At 58.4% G+C, this 23912-nt stretch carries 20 protein-coding genes; 8 read left to right on the top strand and 12 right to left on the bottom strand.

The genetic code is table 11. The features are described 5' to 3' along the window. Nucleotides 1–20: 20 nt before the first annotated feature. Nucleotides 21–584 (bottom strand): DUF2062 domain-containing protein, encoded by a 564-nt coding sequence (locus tag HHJ06_RS04920; protein ID WP_215428141.1) that lies wholly within the window; start codon nucleotides 582–584, stop codon nucleotides 21–23. A gap of 160 nt (nucleotides 585–744) precedes the next feature. On the opposite strand from HHJ06_RS04920, the gene HHJ06_RS04915 reads away from it, so the two are divergent. Beyond that, nucleotides 745–1473: a TlyA family RNA methyltransferase gene (locus tag HHJ06_RS04915; RefSeq protein ID WP_215428139.1), complete on the top strand. Its 729-nt coding sequence runs from the start codon at nucleotides 745–747 to the stop codon at nucleotides 1471–1473. A gap of 85 nt (nucleotides 1474–1558) precedes the next feature. On the opposite strand, the gene HHJ06_RS04910 is transcribed toward HHJ06_RS04915, so the two are convergent. From HHJ06_RS04910 to nagB, 3 genes are all read right to left on the bottom strand, one after another. Then, on the bottom strand, nucleotides 1559–2287 hold the full coding sequence (locus HHJ06_RS04910) for a nitroreductase family protein (RefSeq protein WP_215428137.1): 729 nt from the start codon (nucleotides 2285–2287) through the stop codon (nucleotides 1559–1561). 18 nt (nucleotides 2288–2305) lie between these two features. Beyond that, entirely contained in the window at nucleotides 2306–2998 is a 693-nt protein-coding gene (locus tag HHJ06_RS04905; protein ID WP_343206603.1) for a type 1 glutamine amidotransferase domain-containing protein, read from the bottom strand. A 600-nt stretch (nucleotides 2999–3598) separates the two neighbouring features. Further along, on the bottom strand, nucleotides 3599–4342 hold the full coding sequence (nagB, locus tag HHJ06_RS04900) for a glucosamine-6-phosphate deaminase (protein WP_251841423.1): 744 nt from the start codon (nucleotides 4340–4342) through the stop codon (nucleotides 3599–3601). 497 nt (nucleotides 4343–4839) lie between these two features. On the opposite strand from nagB, the gene HHJ06_RS04895 reads away from it, so the two are divergent. Together HHJ06_RS04895 and HHJ06_RS04890 are read left to right on the top strand one after the other, a co-directional pair. Beyond that, on the top strand, nucleotides 4840–6024 hold the full coding sequence (locus HHJ06_RS04895) for a class I SAM-dependent rRNA methyltransferase (RefSeq protein ID WP_215428130.1): 1185 nt from the start codon (nucleotides 4840–4842) through the stop codon (nucleotides 6022–6024). A 320-nt stretch (nucleotides 6025–6344) separates the two neighbouring features. Beyond that, nucleotides 6345–6626 (top strand): KH domain-containing protein, encoded by a 282-nt coding sequence (locus HHJ06_RS04890; RefSeq protein ID WP_102711411.1) that lies wholly within the window; start codon nucleotides 6345–6347, stop codon nucleotides 6624–6626. A gap of 18 nt (nucleotides 6627–6644) precedes the next feature. On the opposite strand, the gene HHJ06_RS04885 is transcribed toward HHJ06_RS04890, so the two are convergent. Continuing rightward, nucleotides 6645–9113 (bottom strand): hypothetical protein, encoded by a 2469-nt coding sequence (locus HHJ06_RS04885; RefSeq protein WP_215428129.1) that lies wholly within the window; start codon nucleotides 9111–9113, stop codon nucleotides 6645–6647. A 587-nt stretch (nucleotides 9114–9700) separates the two neighbouring features. On the opposite strand from HHJ06_RS04885, the gene HHJ06_RS04880 reads away from it, so the two are divergent. Then, nucleotides 9701–10657, top strand: coding sequence for a hypothetical protein (locus HHJ06_RS04880; RefSeq protein WP_215428127.1), 957 nt, complete (start codon nucleotides 9701–9703; stop codon nucleotides 10655–10657). Between the two features lie 121 nt (nucleotides 10658–10778). Here HHJ06_RS04880 and HHJ06_RS04875 read toward each other — a convergent pair whose 3' ends face one another. Together HHJ06_RS04875 and HHJ06_RS04870 are read right to left on the bottom strand one after the other, a co-directional pair. Further along, entirely contained in the window at nucleotides 10779–12092 is a 1314-nt protein-coding gene (locus HHJ06_RS04875) for a class I SAM-dependent rRNA methyltransferase (RefSeq protein ID WP_215428125.1), read from the bottom strand. Beyond that, entirely contained in the window at nucleotides 12089–13012 is a 924-nt protein-coding gene (locus HHJ06_RS04870; RefSeq protein WP_215428123.1) for an SDR family oxidoreductase, read from the bottom strand. Before HHJ06_RS04870 ends, HHJ06_RS04875 begins: the two co-directional genes overlap by 4 nt. Before the next feature lie 72 nt (nucleotides 13013–13084). On the opposite strand from HHJ06_RS04870, the gene HHJ06_RS04865 reads away from it, so the two are divergent. Then, nucleotides 13085–14035: an enolase C-terminal domain-like protein gene (locus tag HHJ06_RS04865; RefSeq protein WP_215428121.1), complete on the top strand. Its 951-nt coding sequence runs from the start codon at nucleotides 13085–13087 to the stop codon at nucleotides 14033–14035. 102 nt (nucleotides 14036–14137) lie between these two features. Here the strand turns inward: HHJ06_RS04865 and HHJ06_RS04860 are convergent, their stop codons facing one another. Together HHJ06_RS04860 and HHJ06_RS04855 are read right to left on the bottom strand one after the other, a co-directional pair. Next, the gene (locus tag HHJ06_RS04860) at nucleotides 14138–16315 is read right to left on the bottom strand and encodes a family 20 glycosylhydrolase (RefSeq protein WP_215428119.1); all 2178 of its coding nucleotides are present in this window, start codon (nucleotides 16313–16315) and stop codon (nucleotides 14138–14140) included. A gap of 110 nt (nucleotides 16316–16425) precedes the next feature. After that, complete coding sequence (locus tag HHJ06_RS04855; protein WP_215428117.1) at nucleotides 16426–16869, bottom strand: hypothetical protein; 444 nt, start codon at nucleotides 16867–16869, stop codon at nucleotides 16426–16428. Nucleotides 16870–17047: 178 nt separating this feature from the next. Between HHJ06_RS04855 and HHJ06_RS04850 the strand changes: the two genes are divergently transcribed. Together HHJ06_RS04850 and HHJ06_RS04845 are read left to right on the top strand one after the other, a co-directional pair. Further along, on the top strand, nucleotides 17048–18421 hold the full coding sequence (locus tag HHJ06_RS04850; RefSeq protein WP_215428115.1) for an MATE family efflux transporter: 1374 nt from the start codon (nucleotides 17048–17050) through the stop codon (nucleotides 18419–18421). A gap of 609 nt (nucleotides 18422–19030) precedes the next feature. Further along, nucleotides 19031–20521: an alpha-amylase gene (locus HHJ06_RS04845; protein ID WP_215428112.1), complete on the top strand. Its 1491-nt coding sequence runs from the start codon at nucleotides 19031–19033 to the stop codon at nucleotides 20519–20521. A gap of 89 nt (nucleotides 20522–20610) precedes the next feature. Here HHJ06_RS04845 and HHJ06_RS04840 read toward each other — a convergent pair whose 3' ends face one another. Further along, entirely contained in the window at nucleotides 20611–21060 is a 450-nt protein-coding gene (locus HHJ06_RS04840; protein WP_215428110.1) for a YhcH/YjgK/YiaL family protein, read from the bottom strand. Nucleotides 21061–21403: 343 nt separating this feature from the next. Here HHJ06_RS04840 and HHJ06_RS04835 point away from each other — a divergent pair, with 343 nt between their 5' ends. After that, the gene (locus HHJ06_RS04835; RefSeq protein ID WP_215428108.1) at nucleotides 21404–21889 is read left to right on the top strand and encodes a MerR family transcriptional regulator; all 486 of its coding nucleotides are present in this window, start codon (nucleotides 21404–21406) and stop codon (nucleotides 21887–21889) included. Between the two features lie 139 nt (nucleotides 21890–22028). Here the strand turns inward: HHJ06_RS04835 and HHJ06_RS04830 are convergent, their stop codons facing one another. Next, nucleotides 22029–23075, bottom strand: a complete 1047-nt coding sequence (locus tag HHJ06_RS04830) for a carboxymuconolactone decarboxylase family protein (protein ID WP_215428106.1) — start codon at nucleotides 23073–23075, stop codon at nucleotides 22029–22031. Nucleotides 23076–23083: 8 nt separating this feature from the next. Beyond that, complete coding sequence (locus tag HHJ06_RS04825; protein WP_251841421.1) at nucleotides 23084–23662, bottom strand: flavodoxin; 579 nt, start codon at nucleotides 23660–23662, stop codon at nucleotides 23084–23086. Between the last annotated feature and the right edge of the window lie 250 nt (nucleotides 23663–23912).

Here is a 23912-nt window from a genome sequence, read left to right as displayed (position 1 = left end):
AAAGCCGGCGGGTTTTTGCATTACTCCCCGCCAGCCTTGCTTTTGCTGCGCAGGAAGTGGCCCACGCCCCAGGCCAGCTGCACCAGCCCGTAGCACAGGAAACCCAGCACCACACTGGAAACAATCCAGCCCGTCAGGAACTCCAGGCTTACCATGCCGATGCTCAACCCGTCAAACGGAGCCCAGGACCACTGCTGCACCCCCGTTTTCAGCATCTGCCAGTTTGCCCCGGAGGTGGGAATCCCCACGCTGGAAAAAAGGAACCACCCCAGCCACCACTGGCCCGGAATGGCAAAAAAGGTGAAGCCAGGAGGGGAAAGCCACGCCATCAGAATGGCTACGGGGATATTCCCCTTGCGCCACAGGCAGGCAAACACGCCCCACAGGCTCTGCATGGGCAGCGGGGCAATCGCCGCCGCGGCCCCCCAGCCGGCGCCCGTAGCCACGGACTGCCTGTTCCAGGACCAGTAAACATGGTCAAAAATCCTGGCGGAAAGGAACTTGCTGGTCCACGATTTCTTACGCACTTCCGTCAGCAGGTAGAGCCTGACCTTGCGCATCAATTGCCTGTAGCGGTGTTCCATTCGCCGGAAAGTCTCATATAAATCCGCGCTGAATCAATGGTAAAATGCTCCAGCGCGCGCCATGGCGCAAATTTGCAGCCAAATGCCCTCTGCGCGCGGTTTTTCTTGATTCCCCATGCGGTTTCATGAAATACCTGCGTACGCACCTTTCTTACGAATTATGAGCAAGCAACGACTCGACGTCCTTCTGGTTTCCCGCAATCTCGTAGAATCCCGGGAACTGGCCCAGAGGCTCATCATTGCCGGAGAGGTGAGCGTGGGCGGCCACCCCTCCACCAAGCCGGGGCTCAAGGTCAATGAAGACGCGGAGATCACCATCAGGAACCGCCCCCGCTACGTCAGCCGCGGCGGCCTGAAGATGGAGGGAGCCCTGAACGCCTTTCCCGTCTCCGCGGAAGGCAAGGTCTGCCTGGACATCGGCGCGTCCACCGGAGGCTTTACGGACTGCCTGCTCCAGCACGGAGCCGCCAAGGTCCACGCGATCGACGTCGGCACCAACCAGCTCGTCTGGAAACTGCGGCAGGACCCCCGCGTCATCGTAAAGGAGAAATTCAACGCCCGTTACATGTCCCCGGAAGACATCGGGGAGCAGGTGGACCTGATCGTTTCCGACGTTTCCTTCATCTCCCTTAAAAAAATCCTGCCCGCAGCCTTCCCCCTGCTGAAGGAAGGCGGAGACGCCCTGGTGCTCATCAAGCCCCAGTTTGAGCTTCAGCCGGAAGACATCGGTCCCGGCGGCATCGTCCGGGACCCGGCCCTGCACCAGCGGGCGGTGGATTCCATACGCGCCTTCGTCACGGAGGAGCTGAACCGCACCTGGATGGGCTGCGAACCCTCCCCCATCACCGGAACGGACGGCAACCATGAATTCCTGGCATGGCTCAAGTAGCCCAAGCCCTGTTCCTGTGAGGCATACCGCGCCCCCGGAACGCCGCAACAGGCGGTCCGCCTCGGGCCAATCTTCACCGGGCAGGTCAGAGCCTGTGGTATACCTCATCAAACGGAACTCTGCACCGCTCGCCCCAGATGCCTTTCTCTCCGTCCCGTATGCCGCAGGGAATCACCATATTGATCCCGGCGCCATGGGGCAATTTGAGCAGCTTTTTCATACGCTTGCTGTCAAATCCCTCCAGCGGGCACGTATCATACCCTTCAGCGGCCATGGCGATCATGAACGTCTGGGCGGCGAGGGCGCAGGATTTGTTGACCGTAACGCGCATATCACACTCCGAGACTTCTCGCATCATGGGGCGGAAAAGGCCGATGACCCTGGCCAGCAAAACCCGGAAAGCTCCCAAAACGCCGCCACAACGCGCATAAAGGAACGGCATCAGCTTCCCATAGTATAATTCCCGGTCCCTGATGCGTTTGGCCTGGCGTTCCTCCGGGCTGTTCCTGCGGATGTTTCCACGCTCGAATTCGAGGACGAATTGCGCCCGCTGCCGGTACAAGTCCTGCCGCGTCACGAAAACGACTATTTCCGAAGCCGTGGCGGCAGCCGACTGGCCGAGGCAGGCCCCGGCAATGCGGGCGATCAATTCAGGCCGGGTGATTTGGAAGAATTCCCACAGCTGCATGTTTGAACTGCTGGGAGCCAGGGAGGCCATTTCCAGGCAGCGCTTTACCTTTTCAGGGTCCAGCGGTTTATTCTTATTGAATACCCGTACGGCCCTCCGGTAATTCAAGGCTTCTTCCAAATTCATAACGTTCACCGCCAACGGCTATTGGTTAAACCGGCTCATGACCGTTTCAGCCATTTTTTCAGAACTGAACGGGTCCTGGCCCGTGATCAGGTTTCCGTCCGTCACTACTTCCGGCATCATCGGAATCAATGACTTCTTGTAATCCGCCCGGCGTTCCTTCAGCGCGGATTCCAGGTCGAAAGGCACCAGCTTTTTCTTTCCGGCCAGGCCTTCCTCAAACCAGCTGAATCCCGTGACCTTTTTATCTTTTACCAGGTATTCTCCGTTTGAGAGTTTCACGTTTAACAATCCGCATACGCCGTGGCAAATGGCTCCAACTACTTTATTGTTTTCATAGTGGTCTTTGATGAGCGTTTGCAGAGTGGCGTTATCCGGAAAATCGAACATCGCGCCGTGGCCCCCGGCCAAATAAATGCAATCGAACAACTCTCCGGAAACATCATCCAGGCTTTTCGTGTGCCGCAGCACGTCCCGGAATTCGGAATCGTCCCAGTATTCTTTGGAGATTTTGTCCATGTACATCGTTTTCAGGCTCATGGGATCGACCGGGGTATCGCCTCCCTTGGGACTGGCAATGACGATATCGTATCCCCGCTTTTTCGCGCTGTCGTACATGTGGGTAAGCTCACTGAGCCATAATCCCGTTTCTTCTTTTCCGTCCGGAAACATCCCGGTTCCGGTGACAACCATTAATATTTTCATTTGTTTCATCTCTCTGTTTTTCCTGTTCTATATAAAAGCCGGCCATCATCTGTAATTCCTGAATGAATTATTAATTACACACTGCCGGACATATTTTATTTTTCATCTATTGGCAGTTTCACCATGCACGGAAAATGAAACCCTTGTCAATGCGCCACTTCATCCTAATAAAAAGGCGCAGCCGGTTAAATGGCCAGCGCGCCGCACCTCTTTTAAAGGAAATCCTTAACAGGAATTCCGGGGAACCTCCGGGCTTCAGAACCGCCTCCGGAGACAGGAAAACATGCCGCACCAAGCCTTAAAACACTTTTATTTCCAACACAATAAACAAGAACTGCCCCCCTTTCACCCCCCCGGCCCGGCCATGGAGGGGAAAAGGGACTCTTTCATTTCCCCCCGCCCCGCGAACGCCGGAACAGCCCCGGCGGTTCCGCGCCTCCTCCAATGACACGAAATCTTCATTCACGAAACCAGGCCGCTTGAACATGCAGCGCTCCTCTCCGGCGCCAACCCGCCGGAAAAAGAAGATTCCGCCTTCCTTCATTCCATCAAAAACGCCGCCTTCCCACGGAACCGGGAAAGGCGGCGCGCCGTTGCTGAAACGGAGAATTAAAGCTGGGAAGCGGCGCCCTTGTCCAGAAGGAACTTGGCGTTCGGGTGCTTCTGCAGGTAGGAGGCGGCCACATCCACCGTCACGGGCCCCTGAACGGCCTTCTTCACGATGGAAGCCTTCTTTTCTCCCCAGGCCATCAGAGCCACTTCACGGGCGCCCATGATGGTGGCCACGCCCATGGTGATGGCCGTGGTGGGAACATGTTCCACACCGCCGAAGGCGGGGCCGGCGTCGGAGCGGGTCAGCTCGTCCAGGTGCACCTGGCGGGTAATGGTGGTATCATCGGAACCGGGTTCATTGAAGCCGATGTGGCCGGTGCGGCCGATGCCGAGAATCTGGAGGTCAATGCCGCCGCAGTCCTTGATCTTCTGTTCATAGGCGGCGCAGTGGGCGGCAATTTCATCACTCTTAACGGTGCCGGAGGGCAGATTGATGTTTTCCGGCTTCATGTCAATGTGGTTGAACAGGTTGGTGTGCATGAAGTACCAGTAGGATTCCGGATGGTCGTGGTCCAAGCCGCTGTATTCGTCCAGATTGAAGGAGATGACGTTGCTGAAGGAAAGGCCTTCTTCCTTGTGAAGACGGACCAGTTCCGCATAAAAAGGCAGCGGAGTGGCGCCCGTGGCAAGGCCAAGAACCACGTTCCTGCCTTCAGCGGCGCGCTTACGGATGAGTTCCGCAACTTCTCCTGCCAAAGACTTGGCAGCATCCTGGGGAGTTTCAAAAGTTTCTACTTTCATAACGCGCCGCATTTTACCGTGCAGGGAATCTTTTTCAATGGAATAGTCCCGGAATCATGCACTTTGATGCGCTTGAGCGGAAAATTCCCGGAAATGGAAGCTTCCCGGTCCCGGGTAAAGCGGCCAGGAAAAAAACGCGGGTGTTTGATTTGCAAGTGCCGGGAAACCGCGTTGCGGCCGGACGGAATGCGTAGCATGAAGCCCGGAGGGTGAATGAGTCTCAAAGACGAATGAATCAACCCCTTGTTCCGGCAGCGCGGCTTCAAGCTTCCCTTTCCGTTTAACCGGTTAAACGGCCTTCATGCCTGGAATTACTCCGAAGCGCGGCGGAAGGGCTTATCTTCTCCCTTCTGGCCAGGGTGCAGGAACTACGGAAAAGAAAATACGCCCCTTTCCTTGCCCTCCCCGCCCTTCGTCACGGCAACCGCCGCTCTTGCGCGTCCCTGCCCGCATTACCCTTGAACTTTCCCCCCTGATCATGTATTGCCTTTCCTGACATGGCAGGTTTGATTATTTCTCCAAGGGCACGCCTTTTCCAGGGGCACGACTGGGTTTACGGCACGGAAGTGCGCAAGGTGTTCGGCAATCCCCAGCCGGGGGACGTGGTAGCGCTGAAGGATTTCAAGGACCGTTTTCTGGGGTCCGCCATGTTCAACCCCCATTCCCAGATCGTCGCCAGGCGCTTTTCCCGCCGCAAGCAGGAACTGGACGGAGACTTTTTTTCCCGGCGCATCAGCCAGGCGGTGGAACTGCGGCGCCGGTACCTGCCGGAAGAAACGCTCACGCGCCTCGTCTGGAGCGAGTCGGACGGCCTCCCCGGCCTGATCGTGGACCGTTACGCGGACTACCTGGTCGTGCAGACGCTGACCGTCGCCATGGAACGCCGCCTTCCCATCATCCTGAACGTTCTGGAAGACCTGCTCTCCCCCAGGGGGATCATCGTCAGGAATGATTCCCCCATGCTGGCGGCGGAAGGCATTGAGCCGTCCGTCCGCGTGGCGCGCGGACAGGAGCCGGAACCCTTCGCCGCACGCAGCGGAAACGTGCAGTTCATGATTGACCTCCAGACGGGACAAAAAACCGGCCTGTACCTGGACCAGCTGGACAATTATGCCGCCGTGGCCCGTTTTGCCCGCGGGCGCCGCGTGCTGGACTGCTTCTGCAACCAGGGCGGCTTTGCCCTGGCCTGCGCCCTGGAGGGAGCTGCGGAAGTCACGGCCGTGGACGTCTCCCAGGACGCCATGGACGCCGTGGCGCGCAACGCAAAGCTGAACGGCATCTCCATCCAATGCGTTACGGACAACGCGTTTGACTTCCTGAAGAAGGAGGCCGCCCTCGTCCGGGACGGCGGGGAGCACAAGTGGGACCTGATCATTCTGGACCCTCCCTCCTTCACCAGAAACAAGAAATCCGTGCATGACGCCATGCGCGGGTATAAGGAAATCCACCTCCGCGCCATGAAGCTTCTGGCGCCGGGAGGCATCCTTTCCACCTTCTGCTGCTCCCACCACGCCGGGGCGGACCTGTTCCGGGAAAGCGTTCTGGACGCCGCCATTGACGCGCCGGCCACCCTGCGCCTGGTACAGCAACACGGCCAGAGGCCGGATCACCCGGTTTTACTGAACATTCCGGAAACGGAATACCTTAAGGGGTTCACTTATGAACTGCTTCCCGGCAGATGATTTCGTTACAATGACAGTATCTTTCCCTCCGGCCTGATATTGTAAAGAATACGATGCTGTTTTTCCTGAATAAAAACAATCGTTTCAATGAAAAAATACTTGCTTATCCCCTTTTCCTGTCCTATATTGCGTTTCGAGCAGGTGAGCGCTCGTTAAAAAAGCTCTCTGGATCTTAACCGATCCAGTTTCATAGGGTAGTTGGGGCGCCCCGGTCGTTTTACGACCGGGGCGACTTTCTTTTTCAGGGAATGTCTGGAATTGCATCTTTTCAATCAGGGAGTTTTATAGTAGGTTGATTGAAATAACCCACATTTCCCCTCATGCATCCTGCCGTAGAACAAATCCGCCAGTACCTGCAATTGATCGCCCTGCAATTCGTGCAACACCCGGAACAGGCGGAATTGCGCGTTGCGGAATCCCCGCAGGGAGACGCCGTCCGCTTCCGCCTGATTCTGGAGAAAACAGACGTGGCCCGCATCATTGGCCGCAACGGGATGACGGCCTCGGCCATCCGCTCCCTGGCCAAGGCGGCGGGGGAAAAGCACGGCCTCAAGGTCATCGTGCACATGCTTTCCCATGAGGAAGCGGCGGAACAGCCGTAAGGTCCCCGCTTCCCTTTATTATAATTCCACATCCAGCACCAGGGCCAGCAGATTGAACGGGGCCGGCGTCTCCACCCGGAGGGCAAAGGAAGACTGCTCATTCATGCCGTAATTGTGGATCATGCGCACGTAGCCGGAATAAGGCTCCTCCACGCCGTACCTGCCGGGCTGAAAATCCCTCCACGCATCCGGATGGCCCGTGCCGTACCGGAACTTCAGGGAGCTTTCGTGAAGCAGCGCCCTCGCGCCAAGCTGCTTTTTAAACCTGCCCAGCGTCTCAAGCGTTTCCAGGGGCATCGTCCTCACCTCCGCCGGGGCGGCCAGCCCTACGGACACGGTTTCTCCGTCCCTCCTGCCGGGGCAGGCGGCATTCCCCTCCCCGTCAACGCTAATGGGCATCCATGCTCCGTCCCCGTCCAGCAGTAGGGCACCGCATCCCGCCAGATGGCCCAGCCCGGCCAAAGCCTCCCCCTGCACCACGGCCTCCGTGCAGGCGTCCAGGCAGGCATTGCCGTCCGCCAGGCGCTCCACGGTGATGCAGGCCCGTTCCCCCTCTCCGCGCGCCACGGCAAACCACACATCCTCATCCGGCGTATCACGGGAGCCGCGCAAAGCCGCCACGGACAGAATGCGGCCATGTTCCAGGCGGTGGGCGTGCCACGCCACCACGTTCTGCTCCCTGTTCAGCGTCATGCACACGGCAGAGCCGTCCCCCAGCACGCACCAGACATGGAACGCCGTGCTCCTCTGCACCGTCCAGTCCACAATCCCCGCCTTCAGCAGATGGCCGGACAACAGGCTGACGTCCCGCGTCTGGTAGCCGTCCGCCTCCAGGGAATAAAACAGTTCCCGCACCATCATGCCCCCCTGCTGGACAAAGAGGAGGCTGTTTTCCACCGTCAGGGCGTCCAGGGAGGCGGAACCCACTCCGGAATGGCGCTGGAATTCAGCATTGGCCGCGCTCAGTCCTTCCGAGTTGGAGGCGGACAGCCGCCACTCCCCTTCGCTGGTGCCGATCATCAGCCCCCGCAGGGAGGCAATCCAGGAGATGCGGTTCTGCTGGGAGGCCGCCATCGTCAGAATCATGGCGGAATCCGCCGGAATGCCCGGAGCAAACGCGGAAAAATCATCCACCCGGCTGGCCCACAGCGTCTGTGGCTGGCCGGGAGTTCCGCCGAACCACAACCGCCCCTGGTGGAACTCCACCGTGCACGGATACCCGTTCCGGACGCCGAACGCGCCAAAGGACCAGTCATTGGTCTCGCAATCCCCCAGCACGTAGTAGGACAGGTGAAGGGCGTTCGTGAGATAAACGCTGCGGGGGGAAACGTATTCCTCCACTACCATTTCATGGTCAAAGGCCCCGGCGGAGGCCCGGAACACGGGCGTTCCCGTGGAAGCGCCGTGCCTGTACGCCATCAGGCGGATTTTATAATAGGATAATTCCTCTTCATGGCCGCTTAGGGAAAAATTGTTCCGGAACCCGTCCTTCTGCTGGAAGCTCTTCACGGAGTGCCAGACCAGGGAGGGCTGGCTGGGGAGGTAATTGGAGCCGTCCGGATACCCCCGGCACACTTCCCACTCCGCATCCCAGGTGCCCGTCGTTTCCAGCGTCCACGCGCCGCTGACGTAAACGCGCGCGCTGGCATCGGAGCCCTTTTCAAAAAAAGCCGTGTACCTCTCCGGGCGGTTCACGCCGGGCTGGTAGTCGGTCTTCCTGCTGAAATCCCGGATGCACGTATAAGCCTGCCGCCAGCCGTCCTCCCGGTCCATGGAAAAAGTCTCCCCCTTGTAAAGGTCCCGGTCCAGGTTCGTCAGATGGTAAAAAGGCATCTGGGTCCCCTCCACTACGGATTCCCCGTATTTCCGGGTAATGCGGAGAAACTCCCTGCCCTCCATTTCCGGCGTGAAAACGTCGGCGTCCGCACTGGCCAGCAATCTGGCGGCATTCCCTTCCCTCACCGTCCGGCATTCCAGCCTCACGGCATTGAACAAGGAGCTTTCATAAGGCATGCCGGAAAACTCCAGCGCCTCCAGCCGCCAGTCGTCGTCCGCATGGCGGGAGAGCGTCATGGGCGGCGTGGACGGCTCTACGCAGTAAATCACATCATTCAGCTGCTGCATCCGGAGGTTCCGGACCTGTTCGTCCGTCTTCCACGGCGTACGCGTTTCCAGCACGCCGCCCTCCGCATCCCGCAGGGGCGCGCCGTCCTTGAAGTACCGGATGTAGCCCCGCCCCGCTTCCAGCATGAACTGGACTCCCGTGGAATACTTGAAGGAAACCAGCCTCACGGTCCCCTCCGTGCATCCCGCGCGGGCGGCCAGGCGCGTTCCCGGCCTGCGCCGGAGGCCGCCAAAGGGGCTGACCAGGAAATTCATCAGCCGGGAGGCGCCCCGGGACACAGGGTCCAGGTCCGCACGTCCGGCCAGCCACGGGGTCAACTCCCCGGCAGTGAAACTGAGCCGCTGTAATACTTGTTTTGCCATATTCCTCCCCACCAAAGCAGAAAGGAGGAAAAGCCGTCAACACGCCTGAAAGGTGATGTGAAGAATTGCCCCTTCCGGCGCCTGCCTGCTTCAATCTCCTTTGCGCACCATATACCGGACAGACTAACCATTTATTGATATAAAATCTCCATAGCCCTGCATTTAATCAAATTTTCAAAAACTCATATTGACAGATAATGTGTTTTTATATAAAAAATTAAATATTTATTATATAGTGCTGTTAACTCCACTTTCATTTCTTTTCCGTCTGCTGATCCTCATCCTGACGGTTCTATTCAGTTCCGTCTTCCTGTAGGCTGACGAAGAAGAGGAAGACACTCTGGAAGAAACGGAAGAAGAAGCCACCGGCCCTCTGCAAATTAAACAGCAAACAGCACTTTGTTCTGCAGATTATTACATCAAGGGTGGAACAGGAGACAAGGAAGAGGATCGGAAAAGGAGAGAGGGAGGAGAGGGAAGCGAAGCAGAAGACACCATTCTGTTAAGCACAACTAATCAAAAATATCATATAGAAGCCGTTGATGAATCTACAACAAATACGATTGTCGAAAAATTCAATATCAAATTTGAAAGAAACAGCAATGAAGACTAAAACCTTGATGAAAATACTGCCACGTTTATTCCTTTATTTTGTCTTGCCAATGATTGGCTGGAATTCCGGCTTGGCTGCTCCTGCGTTGGAAAGCCCGGACTGCATTGAGCAGTATAAACACCCCTCCCCCGTCATCGGAGAGCTTGCCGCCATGCTGAAAGACAAACGGTTCAAATCCTTTTACAAGAAGATGGAACAAGATGCCCTCACTTTTAAAGTGACAACGCAGGATAACGTCCATACTGAGTTAAAGGAAAAAGTCTGGCATTGCTACCTCGCCGCCCTGGCTCCGGTTTTTACCTTTAAGACCTACCGGGAGACGGAACCGGATGTCGATATGGACGATGCGGGGGATCTGAACTGTAAATCCATGGTATGCGGCCATCTGGAAAAATATATAACCCTGGTCCGAAATTCCGGGGAAATGAAACCATCACTGAAAAAAACGGTTATTCGGAATCTTCTGCTCCCCTACTACGCCTGTATTCTGAAACAGTTTAAAAATGCCGGAGAGAAAAATCCCTACAGAATTGTAGCTTATAAGGATCTTAAAGATATGCCTGCCCAAACAGAGGAAAGCCGGAAATGCTCTGAAGAACAGGTGAAGAAACTCAAACAATTCAGCATGAGAGAGCTTAAGATTCTTATCAATAATGTAGCGTGGGGAGAGTCTTTCATTGAAGCAAGAAACGTCATGGTGGAAGACGAAGTCAAACATTTGGAAAAAGTGTTTATGGAATTGCTCGTCTCCGAATTTCCCGGCCAATATTCCAAGGTAGAAGAATTCCTGCTTCAATCCGGATACACCCGGGAAGACATTCCCAACCTGATTGACCGCACCGTTGGCCGTGAACCTCAAACCGACTTTCTCTATCAGGGCAGGCACCGGGTTGAACATGACCGGCTTCTTAAAAAGAAGGGAAAGAAATAAAAACACCTGTTCCCCTTTGAAGAATAATCTTTCAAAAGCACCTGCCATAAAGACGGCAGGTGCTTTTTCCATTCATTACTTTCGCAAAGAGCGAGGAAACGTTTGAATATCCAGTCCTTCCCTACAGGGCAATGGCCCACAGCACCTTCAGGTAGCGGCCTTCCGGATAGGTGCTCAGGAAGGGGTGGTCCCAGCCGGGGCCGGTCATGGCCATGATCTGGAGCTTGCGCCCCTGCCGCTGGGCGGCCTTGATGACGGTCTGTTCAAATTCCGCGGGGGAAAGCAGCCCGGAGCAGGAACAGGTGACGAACAGGCCGCCGGGCCGCACGCACTGCAAGCCCAGCATGTTGAGGTCATGGTATTTTTTGATGCCTTCCTCGTATCCCTCCCGGCCGATGATGAATTTGGGCGGGTCCAGCAGCACGGCGTCAAACAGGCGTCCGTTGCGCACCATCTGGCGCGCGTAGACAAAGGCGTCCGCATGCACAAAGTCAATGCGCTGCTGGTTGATGTTTCCGTTCCTCTTGGCCATGGCGATGGCCTTTTCATCCAGGTCCACGCCCGTGACTTCCGCGGCGCCTCCCAGCATCTTGGCGGCAATGGAAAAGCCGCCGCTGTAGCAGCACAGGTCCAGTACCGTGGCCCCCTTCACCAGGGAGGCGAATTTGAGGCGGTTGTCCCGCTGGTCGCAGAAGAAGCCCGTCTTGTGCCCCTGGGCGAAGTCCACTTCATAAGTGATGCCGTTCTCCACAATCTTCACCATCCGGACGGGAGCCGGGGATTCCGGGGCGTCGTCCGCGCGGATGCCTTCCATGCGGGCAATGCCCTCGTCCACCTGCACCACGTGGCGCCTGGTGCCGCACAGGCGGTGCAGCAGGGGCAGCCAGCGGTCCAGGCGCTGCCAGACGGCCAGCGTGCTCACCTCCAGGCTCAGCACGTCTGCATAACGGTCCACCACCAGGCCGCCCAAGCCGTCGGAGTCACCGTGCAGCACGCGGTACGCGTTAGTGGTTTCATCCAGGCGCAGAATGTCCCTGCGCAGCTTCACGGCGCGTTCCAGGGCGGCGTCCAGGTCCCGTTCCGTAAAGGCGTCCTTCCCGTGGTACACCACGCGCAGGGGCGTCCGGCTGGCTTCATTCCAGAAGCCGGCGCCGAAGAGCTCCCCGTTCTTGTCATAGACGTGCACCAGGCTTCCCGGAGCTATTTCCCCGCTCACGGAGCCGAGCATGCGGGGGAATACGGCGGGATTGTACGTGAAGTACTTCAGTTCCACCCACGGCGTGAGCCATTGCTCACTGCCTTCCGGTGATTTGTTGACAAAAGAGGCCTTCCTGGGGGACGTGCGGGGGCGCAGCCCCTGCTGGGCACGCCGGTCCCGGTAGGAGGGCCTGGGGCGGGAATCACGGGAGTCACGGGGATTGCGGAAATCATTCATGAGATTCGGGAGAGAAATGTTGGATCTGAGGCATAGCGGGCCACGGCCAGGTCAATGGCCTCTTCATACGCCCTCACCGGCTTCTTCATCAGGGAAGCGAGCCGTTCGCAGGACATGGCGGTATGCCGGGGCCGAGCATCCCTGAAACCGGCCTGTTCGTCGAGCTTTTGTTCCGCCACGGGCGGCAAAGAAGGCAGAAGGCCGTGCCTTGCCGCGCTCTCCAGCGTCTTCACGGCATATCCGTGCCAGGAAACGGGCTCCCCGGACTGGCACAGGTGCAGCACGCCGGACGCATCGCTTTCATACGCCAGGAAGCGCAGCCAACCGCACAGGTCCTCCACCCAGGCGGGCATGGACCATTTATCCGCCACGGCGGAGAGCGGTTCTCCGTTCAGCGCCTTGCGCAGCACCATCTCCGGGAAGGAGGGCCGCTCCGGATTGCCGAACACCCAGGAAACGCGGGCAATCAGCGCCTCCGGCATCTCCTCCCGCACGCGGAGTTCCGCCTCCAGCTTGGATTCTCCGTACACATTCACGGGGCGGCACTTTTCCGACTCCGTTTTCAGGCCGCCCCTCCTGCCGTCCAGCACGTAGTCCGTGCTCAGATGGATGAAGCGCATGCCTTCCAGGCGGCAGATGCGGGCCATCATCTCCGGAGCCATGGCGTTCACGCGGTGCGCCGTCTCCGGATCATCCAGGCAGGCCTCCAGGCCGCTCACGGCGGCGCAGTTCACCACATGGGTGGCGCCCGAGGAAAGCAGCACGTTTTTCAGGGCTTTTAAATCCTTTAAATCACAGGCGTTCCGTCCGCACCTCACCACTTCCATGCCTTCTTTTTCCAGATGCGCCGCCAGCCGGCTTCCCACACGGCCGCCCGCGCCGAACACCAATGTTCTGTACATGACACGGAGCTTAGCCATTCCCCCTCCAAAATCCAATGAAAACCTTTTTTCATCGTGACAAAAGATTGAAAGGCTGTTTGAATTAAAGTTGTGTTTTACCATGAATATTCTTTAACGGCATGCGGTCCGCTGAACGCCAGAGCCGCGGAAGTATGCAGGAAGGGAGCCCTCATTAAGACGGATGAAGGCGGGTACGGCTGCATCCAGCCCTGGCCGGAGCTGGGGGACGCCACCTTGCAGGAGGAACTGGACGCGCTCAGGAAGGGAAGCCCCCTGCCGCTGGGCGTCCGCGCCGTGGAGTGCGCCCGGACGGACGGAGAGGCGCGCGCGAAGGGAATCAGCCTGTTTGACGGCCTCCACATCCCCGCCAGCCACGCCACGCTGCCCTCCTGCGTCAGCCCCGCCACCATCCGCATCATGGAATCCAAGGGGTTCAGGGCCGGAAAAATCAAGGCCAGCCCCAACCTGGCAGCCGCCCTGGAACGGCTGACCATGCTGGCCTCCATGGTCCCCGCCTGGCGATGGCGGCTGGATTTCAACGGCTGCCTGAATGAGAACGATTCCCTGAAGTTCTGGAAATCCCTGCCCCACCACCTGAAAACCCGGATAGATTTCATTGAAGACCCGTGCCCCTTCTCCGTCCAGAGCTGGGAAAGGCTGGTGGACGCCGGAATGCCGCTGGCCCTGGACATGGGCTCGGACTCGGAGCACCAGCCGGCCATCTCTTCCGACCTGCCTATCATCCGCATCGTCAAGCCCGCGCGGGAAGCCACCCCCGCGCATCTTTACGAGCCTCCCGTCTTCACCACCGTCATGGACCATCCCGTGGGCCAGCTCTGGGCCGTTTACCAGGCTGCGGACTACTACCGCAACGCCCTGCCCACGGAAATTCCTCTCTGCGGCCTCTGCACGCACCTTCTGTTTGAACCGGATCCCTTCATTGACCAAATGGGCGGCATGAACCCGCAGGTGGCCGTTCCCGCCGGAACGGGCCTGGGCTTTGACGAGATGCTGGAGGCCCTGCCCTGGAAAAAACTTTAACGGCGCGCCGCGCTTTCCCGGACCCAGGCGCGGGCACAAAAAAGGCATGAAGCGGAACGCGCTTCATGCCTTCGTCATTTACCGGAACAGCAGGGAACCCCGTTACCTGGGCTCCGTGGAGAACTTCAGTCCGGGATATTCCTTCACGTTGCAGCCGGGCGTTTTGGGATTCACCTGCACCGGAACGAACGTGAACATCCACCGGCGCGCGGAATTATTGCTGGGGCTTTTCACCAGTACGCGGTTCCAGCCTTTCTTGAGGGGAATCATCGTGGGCTCCCGGAAATGGTAGTTTTCATCCACCATCACGCCGCCGTTGCGCGGCTTCTTCCATTGCGGGGGGTCAATCTCCTGGCCGTTCACGAAGAACTTGGGATTTGCGTGGAACCACTTGCCGGGAACGCTCGCCGGGCCGTTGCGCCAGTCGGACGTGGCCCAGGTATGGCCGCTGATCCAGAAGGGCACCGTCTGCGCCTTGGGGGAGTAAATGTACGTTTGCGCGTAATAGGTATGGTTCTTGTGGGGGTAGGCCCCCATCTTCGCCCCGTTGAACAGCGTCGGGAAATCGCAGTAATGCTTGAAGATGATGGTGGCTCCCGTGTAAGCGTCCTTGGACCACTCGTAGGTGACGCCGTCAATCTCGTAGGAATCCTTCATCTTCCCGGTCTTGTTGTCCGCCTCCGGGGCAAACTCCGTTTCCGTCTTTCCGCCGTTGGGGATGGGCCCCAGCAGCTTCCACGGAATATGGGCCTGCCGCACGTAATTGAACTCCTTGTTCACGAAGAAGCGGTCCCGGATGGCGAGCACGCGGTTCTCGTACTCCGCAAACCCTTTCAGCAGCGGGTCCCCCTGCACCGGAAGGTTGGAGAAATACTTCATGTACTCGTCCTGGTTGGGGTCTCCCTGCACCTTTTCATGGGGATTGTTCCACAAGGGTTCGGAAACGAACGCCATGCCCGCGTAAACGGGCGTCTGGAGAACCTGGTTGCGTGGGTCCGTAATTTCCAGGTCCGGGAAGGAGCACAGCATCATGCCCAGGCCGTCCGCGTTCTGGAACGGGCACGCCCGGCGGAAATACATGGTCATGGCCGTTTCAAACGGATCAAGGTGGTTCAGGTAGGTCTCCAGGGAATCCACGTACCTGGCCCCGTTGGTAGGCCACGCGCCGCGGTTCTGGCGGCCGGACCACAATTGCTGGATGGAGCCGTTATAGCCTTTCGGAGTCAGGCCGGGGTGCCACCTCATGGGCGTACGGCCGCAGGACTCCACCGCATTGATGTACTCCTTCAAAATGTCATTGTTCACCTGCTCGTCCTTGCCGTGGGCCTCATCCGTGCCGATGTGGATGATAGGCATCTTCTCCCTGGGCACCAGGGAGCACATCTCCTTGATGAGGGCCACCAGGGCCTTGGTGGCCTTCTCATCGCTCATCTTTACGTTGAGCGCCTTGCGGAACGCCTGGCTGTGTCCCGGCATGTCCATCTCCGGAATCAGCAGGATGTTGCGCAGGCGGCAGTACTCCACCAGCTGCTTGAACTCCTTCTGCGTATAAAACTTGCCGGGCATGCGCGTAAAGTTCTTGGGATCATTCAGCTCCGGATAAATCTTGGACTCCAGCCGCCAGCCGGGATGTTCCGTGAAATGGAAGTGGTACACGTTCAGCTTCAGCTGCGCCATGGAGTCCAGCTCCTGCGCGATCAGGGGGAGGGGCATGTAATTGCGCCCCACGTCGTTCATGAATCCGCGGATTTCAAAATCCGGCCAGTCCACGATGTCGCACGCGGCAATCGTGGTGGTTCCGCCGCGGCGCAGAAGAAGCTGCTCCAGCGTCTTCATGCCGTAATAAAACCCCTTGGTGTCCCTGGCCGTGATCAGCGCGCCTCCGGGAGTCACGCGCAGGGAGTAAGCCTCCTCCTTCAGCTTGGGATTCTCCGTCCCGGCCTTCACCTCCCCTTTCACGAACTTGATGGCGAACGCTCCGTCCTGGGCCACCTTCACCCGGTGGTCCGCCAGGAAGGACTTCAATTCGGAAACGATGAACTTCATCTGCTCCGGATAGGAAGTCCTGGACGGCGCGGGAGCCAGAATCCGCACGGACTGCACGGGTATGGCCTTGCCGTCCCAGCGCAGTTCCTGGGGCTTGGGAACCAGCGGAGGCTGGTCGGCCGGAAACAGTCTGTAATTGGCCCCCGTGGCCGGAAAGGAGGGAGCGGTATCCTGCCCCCACGCCCCGGCGCACGCCATGCACATCCATGCCAACGATAACAAGAGAAACTTCATGCGGCTAATAATACGCCCGGAAAGCCCCCGTCCTGTCAAATCCATCGTGCCGCATTCCCCGGAAAACGGGCCTTTTACAGCAGTTTTTGCAAAAAGACCAGTACCGGAGCCTACATGACGGAGGGAGCCTGCACCGGCTGCACGGCGGGACGGGCGTCCGTCTCCCCGCTGATGCCGTTCACGGCCACGCCGTGGCGCACGACGTAAAGCCCCGCTTCCTCCTCCGTCTTCCCGGCCGCAAAGCCCCAGTAATAATTGCTCCGGTCATGGTAGCACGCCCATTCCCCGCTGATGCCGGGGCGAGCCTCCATCAGCAGGGAATAGGAATCCGCCGGGGAAACCTTGAAGCCGCGGGGCGTCTCCAGTCCGGAGGAGGGAAAGGAGCTGATGTCCCCCCTCCAGACCAGATCCAGGGGGGAGGAAGATATCAGGCCGTCCGCAAGACGGGTGCCCGCCAGCATCTGCCCGGTGCCGAGCATGGGCAGGCATGAGGCGTACAGAAGGGTGGTTCCGCAGACGGCGGCGCAAAGAACGGAGCGAAGGGATAAAGACATGGCAGGTTCCTGGAAAAGGCGGAAAGGAATCAACTACCAAAAACTTCCCCAGTCAATCAAAAACAGGCCTTCCGGCCGCTGCGGCGGAAAAATGCCCGCTCCCCGGACGGGTGGACAGCTTGACAACCCCTCCGCGCATTTCTATAGTTTGCCTCCCGTCTGAAAAGGAGGTCCGTTCATGGCAGCCCAGTCACGCAACATCGCAGAGTTGGAAAACGCATCCGTATGGCGTCTGCTGGTCCAGTACTCCCTGCCATCCATCGCCGGCATGGTGGTGTACTCCCTGTACAACATCATTGACAGCGTCTTCATCGGCCACGGGGTGGGCCCCCTGGCCCTGTCCGGCCTGGCCGTCACCTTCCCCATCATGAACCTGACCTTTGCCCTGGGCACGCTGGTAGGCATTGGCGGAGCGGCCATCAGCTCCATCCGGCTGGGCAAGAAAGACCAGGAGGGGACGGAACGCACGCTGGGGAACGTCCTCATCATGAGCCTGATCGCCGCCGTGGTGCTGGTGGTTCCCACACTGCTTTTCCTGACGGAAATCCTGACCGCCTTCGGAGCCAGCGGACAGACGCTCACGTACGCGTATGACTTCATGCTGGTCACCCTGCTGGGGCTGCCCGTCACGTACGTCTTCTTCAACCTCAACCACGTCATGAGGGCCACCGGCTACCCTAAAAAGGCCATGGGCTCCACCCTGCTCTCCGTGGGGATCAACATCATCCTGGCGCCCATTTTCATCTTCTGGTTCAAATGGGGAATCACCGGGGCCGCCGTGGCCACCCTGCTGGCCCAGGTCACCGGCATGGCGCGCGTGCTGCTCCACTTTTCCGACGCGGCCAGCACGGTCCACTTCCGCCGCGGCATCTGGGAACTGCGTAAGGCCATCGTCACCGGAATCCTGTCCATCGGCATGGCTCCGTGCCTGGTAAACGTCTGCGGCAGCGCGGTCACCATCGCCATCAACAGGCAGCTGGCGGACCACGGGGGAGACCTGGCCATCGGGGCCTACGGCATCATCAACCGCATCCTCATCCTCTTTGCCATGCTCGTCATCGGCCTCACGCAGGGGATGCAGCCCATCATCGGCTACAACCACGGGGCCATGAAGCCGGGCCGCGTGCTGCTCACGCTTAAATACGGCGTCCTGGCCGGGACCGCTTTCACCACGCTGGGCTTTCTGGCCTGCGTGCTCTTCCCCCGCGGCATTGCCGGACTGTTTACGGATGACGCGGCCCTCATCAGCCTGGCGGCCAACGGCCTGACCATCTGCGTGCTCGCCTTCCCGCTCATCGGCAGCCAGATCATCATCGGCAACTTCTTCCAGGCCATCGGCAAAGCGCGGCTGGCCATCTTCCTTTCCCTGACGCGCCAGATGCTCTTCCTGCTCCCGTTCCTGCTGGTACTGCCGCGATTCTGGGGCCAGGACGGCGTCTGGGCCTCCCTGCCGCTGGCGGATGTGCTCTCCTTCATCGTCACCCTGCTCTTCATCCGCCGGTTCCTCAAATACTACCGCCTGAAGAACAGGCACTACCTGCCCCAAGCGTAAGCCCCCGGCGTGTGACACAATCCTTCCGGGGCCTTCCTTCGCTGCCGCCCAGTTTCCCCCTGGCTGCCGTAAAAGCTTGCGGAGTTCCTTCCCGGCAGAAAGAAAGCATGGTTTGTTGGTTTACAAGGGCCGGGAAACCCCGTTGCGGCTGGACGGAATGCGGAGCATGGAGCCCGAAGGGTGAAAGAGTCTGAAAGACGAATGAGTCAAACCCTTGTTCCCAGCAGCGCGGCCATCAGGAAACACGGGGGAAAGAACATACCGCCATGGCGTGAACGGCAAACGGCCAGCCGGGAGCGGAAGCCTCCGGCCTTCGTGCCACTTTACCGCAGCACAGCGGAAGGAGTTTTCCCTTCCCGGCGTCCTGCTTTATTTCAGTTTCCGCAAGGGCCGGAGGCGCTTCATCAGGCCTTTTTCATCCATTTTTTACAGACATAACCCCGGCAGTATGCCTAACGCGCCGCGCGTTAGGGACTCTATTTTGTTGACGGCTTCGTGTGAATTCATCATCCGGAGCCGGGTCCGGGAGCAGCCAGGGAACCTGTTTTCCACCTGCCGGCCACCCTCTGAGAGAATAACCCGAAATACATTTACAAGGAATCTGACAAAATGAAAAACGGAATCATGATGCAATATTTTGAGTGGAACCTGCCCAATGACGGGCAGTTCTGGAACAAGCTGAAGGAAGACGCCCCCCATCTGGAAGAGATTGGCGTCACAGCCGTCTGGATTCCCCCGGCCTACAAGGGCAAGGAACAGAATGACGTGGGTTACGGCACCTACGACCTGTTTGACCTGGGTGAATTCGACCAGAAAAACACTGTCCGCACCAAATACGGCACCAAGCAGGAACTCCAGGACGCCATCAAGGCCCTTCATGAACACCATGTGGGCGTTTACCTGGACGCCGTGATGAACCACAAGGCCGGAGCGGATTATACGGAAAAATTCATGGCCAAGGAAGTGGACCAGCAGAACCGTGACAAGGAAATTACGGACGCGTACGAGATCGAAGGCTGGACCGGCTTCAACTTCCCCGGGCGCGGAGACAAGTACTCCGACTTCAAATGGCACTGGTACCACTTCACCGGAACGGACTATGACGCCGCTACGCAAAAAACCTCCATCTTCAAGATCATGGGGGACGGCAAGGACTGGAGCGAGGGCGTGGACGAAGAAAACGGCAATTATGACTACCTCATGTTCGCCAATCTGGACTTTGACCACCCGGAAGTGGTGAAGGAAATGGAAAAATGGGGCGTTTGGGTATCCCGGGAACTGGACCTGGACGGCATGAGGCTGGACGCCATCAAGCATATCAATGACGAGTTCATCAAGAAATTCCTGGCGGCCGTCCGCAAGGACAGGGGAGAGGACTTCTACGCCGTGGGCGAATACTGGAAGCAGGACCTGGATTCCCTGAACGAGTACCTCAAGGAGGAACGCTACAAGGTGGACCTGTTTGACGTGCCCCTGCACTACAACATGTACCAGGCCTCCAAGCAGGGCCGGGATTACGACCTCTCCAAGATTCTGGACGGCACCCTGGTCCAGAACCACCCCACGCTGGCCGTCACCTTTGTGGACAACCATGACTCCCAGTGGGGCAGCTCCCTGGAATCAGCCGTGGAAGACTGGTTCAAGCCCTCCGCCTACGCGCTTATCCTGCTCATGAAGGAAGGCTACCCCTGCATCTTTTACGGAGATTACTACGGCGTGAGCGGCAACCCGCCCATGCACCGCGGCATCATCGACAACCTGCTGGAAATCCGCAAGAACCATGCCTTCGGGGAGCAGAACTACTACTTTGACCACCCGAACACCATCGGCTTCACCCGCGTGGGGGATGAAGACCACCCGCATTCCGGCGTGGCCGTGCTCATTTCCAACGGGGAGAACGGAGACAAGGTGATGAACGTGGGCAAGCAGCACGCGGGGGAAACCTGGAAGGAAGCCACCGGAAACGTGGAGGAAACCGTCACCATTGACGAGGAAGGCAACGGCCAGTTCCTGGTCCACGGCGGCAACGTGGCCGTCTGGATTCCGGAAAACGCTCCGCAGGACCCCAAGCAGGACGCCCGGGTGGAAGACGAAAAATAAGCTGAACCATGGCTCCGCCGGCAGGCAAGCCGAGCGGGCATGAAGGAACGGCCTGTCCCCGGCTCCGGACCATTGTTCCGGAATGCGGGTCAGGCCGTTCTGACTTTAATCACCAGTTTCCGGAGAGCGCCTTCCCCAATGCAGCCGGCATGGGCGTCCTCCGGGAAAAAGACGGCGAACTGCCCCGGCTTCACGGTAAAAGAGGTGTCCGGCGCATCGTCGTAATGCTGCGCGTCCTTTTCCGTATTGAACGGTTCGGAAGGCTTTTCCAGGGCTGCACGGTCCTTCCACGCAAACCCTTCCTCCCGTGAAAGGGGCACGTGGATGTCTATGAACCTGTCGTGCACTTCCATGCGGGCCTTCTCCGGCTTCTTCATCACAGGTTCATTCACCATGACGACCAAGGCATCCTGAACCAGCACATGGGGCCCCGGTTCCAGGGTGGCCGGACCGGCCTCCCTCACAAAATCAAAGGCACGCTTGAACAGCGGATTCAGGTTCTCGTACCGGGCGGCGTCGGAAAGGGGGGCGATAATCATGGCGGGTTCTTTTCTGGAACGGCCTTCATTGTAATGCGCCGCCGCCAGCCGTCAAACCCTTTGGCCTTTCCGCCGTTCCTGCGCCTTTTCCGCGCGGTCCGCGGGGGAGCGCATGAAAAGCGGCGCGTTTTTCCGGCGCGAGAAACTGCGGCGTTCTTTGCCTCGTTCTCCACCGGAACAGGGATTGAAAAAGCCCTTCTCGTTTATTCACATGTTATCAATATGTTATTCACTAATGGATTTCCACGCGTTTTCAGCGCCTTCCCAGCCTGAATCCCGTCAAAACGCTTGTCTTTACGCGCCAGTAAGTATATTAGAGTAACTGTAAGCTATCAACCGCACGATGATCACTCAAAAGAATCCATCCAGCGCCTACCGGCCCTCCTATGACCGTACCCCCAAATATACCGTGAAACAGGTTGCGGAAATGATGGAGATGTCCGCCTACACCATCCGGTATTATGAAAACGCCGGGCTGATTCCAGATGTGGACCGCAGCGGAGGGAATGCCCGCATGTTTTCAGACTACACCCTGGGCTGGCTGCGCTTGGTTCACTGCCTCCGGATGACGGGCCTCCCGATTGAAGGCGTCAAGCACTACATTGACCTGTGCCAGGAGGGGGACACCACCATTCCGGAACGCGCGGAACTGATTTTCAAGCAGGAGAAAAGCCTCCGGGAACAGCTCCGCATCCTGAAAAAACAGATGGAGGTCCTGAAATACAAGAAGAAATTCTACCAGGACCTGCTGGACAACCACAGGCCGGACAGCTGCAACCCGCTGAACCACGCCAGCGCGAGCGAACCGAACATTGCTCCGGAGGAATAGGCCGCTCCCTCAAAAAACGTAAAAAGCAGGGCCGGGAATTCCGCTGGAATTCCCGGCCCTTCCGTATTCCCGCTCAGGGAGAACCCGCTCCTTTCCGTCTCCCCGGGAAAGAACGGAACGCAGGGCTGTCCCGGCGTTTTTATCTGCTTCCCGTCGCCTCCGCATACTCCGCGTCAGTCACGGGACCTCCCCACGTTGTCTTGTTGGAAGCGGCCCTGGGCGTGATGCCGAGGTGGACGAATCCGCTGTCCGGAGCCGCGCCGTGCCAGTGCTCCGTGTCAGCCGGAATCTCCACCACGGAACCGGGCGCCAGACGCCGGGCGGCCTTGCCGCGCTCCTGGTAATATCCCGCGCCTTCCGTGCAGAGGAGCACCTGCCCCACGGAATGGCTGTGCCAGTTGTTCCGCGTGCCGGGGGCAAAGGTGACGTTATAGGCGGACAGGTCGTAATCCTTATTGTCCACCAGCATGGCTACCCAGGCGTTCCCGGTAAAATTGGCCGGGGCCGGCTCCCCCGTGGGGAAGGCGTCCTTCTTTGCGGAGGCGGAAGACACGGCCAGAATGGCCTTCACCTGCTCGTCAGTCAAGCCATTGTGCCTGCCGATACGGATGTGGGAATTCAACTGGCTTTCCGTGCCTTCCATGGCCGCCAGGGCCGCAATGGTGGCGAGCTCCCGGGTCTTCCAGTCCATGTTGTCGCGGCCGAAAATGTCCCCGAACAAATGCGCCTTCAGGAACTCGTCAATGGCCGGGGCGAACAGGAAAAGGTCCCCCTTCACCGGAGCGCCGCAAAGCTTCGTCTGATTGGCCGTGCCAAAGTCAATGCTCTTTCCGGCGGGCGGAGCTCCCGCTTCGGCACCCGCCGTATCATTAATGCCGCGCGCGGCCCGCTCCTTCGCCAGAACCATCAACTCATTGAGGGCATTCAGGCTGCGGGGGAAGCCGCAGTAGGCGTACATCTGCACCAGCACCTCCTTGAGCTCGTTCAGGGTCAGTCCGGCGTCCAGCCCCGCGGCCAGGGCATTGCGGAGGCCGGGCATGTCACCCCGGGCCGTATGGGCGCTGATGGCGGCAATCTGCTGTTCTTTTGGCGACAAGGCGCTTGTATCGTTATTCATGGTTTTGGCTTCTGAAAGGTTCATCAGGCAGGCGAGGGAAAAAGCCATTCCCGCAAGGGTTCGTTTCATCAGGAGCATTATTTGTTGATGGTGATCGTGTCATTGACCCATTTGACCAGGGCGGCCCTGGACGTCCGGATGCCCTCTCCGGCAAAGGCTCCGCCCTTGAGAACGGTGGACTTGGGGCACAACTTCCGCACCTCTTCCCCACAGCGCGCCATGCCGCCGCCTCCGTGCGTCACAAACGGAATCACCGTTTTTCCGGAAAGATCATAACTTGCCAGGAAAGCGGCGACCGGCGGCGCAATCGTGCTCCACCAGTTGGGACTGCCGATGAAAATCACATCATACTTGCCGATGTCCTCCACCTTGGAGGCGAGTTCCGGCCTGAAGCCTTCCTGAATCTCCTTCTTGGCCTGCACGGTGCATTCCCGGTACTCGGCGGGATAGGGCCTGGCCGGCTTGATCTCAAACAGGGTCCCGCCCGTCGCCTTCTGAATCTGCGCGGCGGCGTACTTCGTATTGCCGCCCCATGAATAGTAGGCCACAAGAACTTTGGCAGGCTCCGCGGAAACCTTCGGCTGTTCCTGTCCCGAGCATCCGGCCCCCGTCATCAGGACGGCCGCCAGCGTGCATATCATTGATATTGTTTTCATAAATTTAATGTCTGGGTTGGAAGGCCACGCAGAAAACAGCCTGGGATGAAAACGTCTTCATCCCGCAGTCCCCGTGCATGAACCTTGTTCCTTATCCCTGTCTAAACGTTAGAGCAACTATAAGTCAACATGTTTTTCATTTATATATTATTAATGAAAATTTGGCACTAACCTTTATTCCACTTGATATTTTATTATACTCATTTATTATTATTTTTAATTTTTTGATACATAAAAAAATACTACTAAA

The sequence above is a fragment of the Akkermansia muciniphila genome (assembly GCF_018709685.1).
GTDB lineage: Bacteria > Verrucomicrobiota > Verrucomicrobiia > Verrucomicrobiales > Akkermansiaceae > Akkermansia > Akkermansia muciniphila_E.
The sequence above is the reverse complement of the archived record's forward strand: the minus strand, read 5'-3'. Positions and strand labels throughout refer to the sequence as shown.

What these genes read in the sequence shown, in the direction of transcription:
- HHJ06_RS04860 (WP_215428119.1), bottom strand. Translation starts at nt 16,315, where the DNA reads ATGAAGTTTCTCTTGTTATCGTTGGCATGGATGTGCATGGCGTGCGCC.
- HHJ06_RS04830 (WP_215428106.1), bottom strand. Translation starts at nt 23,075, where the DNA reads ATGAAACGAACCCTTGCGGGAATGGCTTTTTCCCTCGCCTGCCTGATG.
- HHJ06_RS04875 (WP_215428125.1), bottom strand. Translation starts at nt 12,092, where the DNA reads ATGAATGATTTCCGCAATCCCCGTGACTCCCGTGATTCCCGCCCCAGG.
- HHJ06_RS04905 (WP_343206603.1), bottom strand. Translation starts at nt 2,998, where the DNA reads ATGAAACAAATGAAAATATTAATGGTTGTCACCGGAACCGGGATGTTT.
- HHJ06_RS04895 (WP_215428130.1), top strand. Translation starts at nt 4,840, where the DNA reads ATGGCAGGTTTGATTATTTCTCCAAGGGCACGCCTTTTCCAGGGGCAC.
- HHJ06_RS04890 (WP_102711411.1), top strand. Translation starts at nt 6,345, where the DNA reads ATGCATCCTGCCGTAGAACAAATCCGCCAGTACCTGCAATTGATCGCC.
- HHJ06_RS04885 (WP_215428129.1), bottom strand. Translation starts at nt 9,113, where the DNA reads ATGGCAAAACAAGTATTACAGCGGCTCAGTTTCACTGCCGGGGAGTTG.
- HHJ06_RS04920 (WP_215428141.1), bottom strand. Translation starts at nt 584, where the DNA reads ATGGAACACCGCTACAGGCAATTGATGCGCAAGGTCAGGCTCTACCTG.
- HHJ06_RS04845 (WP_215428112.1), top strand. Translation starts at nt 19,031, where the DNA reads ATGAAAAACGGAATCATGATGCAATATTTTGAGTGGAACCTGCCCAAT.
- HHJ06_RS04910 (WP_215428137.1), bottom strand. Translation starts at nt 2,287, where the DNA reads ATGAATTTGGAAGAAGCCTTGAATTACCGGAGGGCCGTACGGGTATTC.
- HHJ06_RS04835 (WP_215428108.1), top strand. Translation starts at nt 21,404, where the DNA reads ATGATCACTCAAAAGAATCCATCCAGCGCCTACCGGCCCTCCTATGAC.
- HHJ06_RS04850 (WP_215428115.1), top strand. Translation starts at nt 17,048, where the DNA reads ATGGCAGCCCAGTCACGCAACATCGCAGAGTTGGAAAACGCATCCGTA.
- HHJ06_RS04840 (WP_215428110.1), bottom strand. Translation starts at nt 21,060, where the DNA reads ATGATTATCGCCCCCCTTTCCGACGCCGCCCGGTACGAGAACCTGAAT.
- HHJ06_RS04915 (WP_215428139.1), top strand. Translation starts at nt 745, where the DNA reads ATGAGCAAGCAACGACTCGACGTCCTTCTGGTTTCCCGCAATCTCGTA.
- HHJ06_RS04825 (WP_251841421.1), bottom strand. Translation starts at nt 23,662, where the DNA reads ATGAAAACAATATCAATGATATGCACGCTGGCGGCCGTCCTGATGACG.
- HHJ06_RS04870 (WP_215428123.1), bottom strand. Translation starts at nt 13,012, where the DNA reads ATGGCTAAGCTCCGTGTCATGTACAGAACATTGGTGTTCGGCGCGGGC.
- HHJ06_RS04855 (WP_215428117.1), bottom strand. Translation starts at nt 16,869, where the DNA reads ATGTCTTTATCCCTTCGCTCCGTTCTTTGCGCCGCCGTCTGCGGAACC.
- nagB (WP_251841423.1), bottom strand. Translation starts at nt 4,342, where the DNA reads ATGAAAGTAGAAACTTTTGAAACTCCCCAGGATGCTGCCAAGTCTTTG.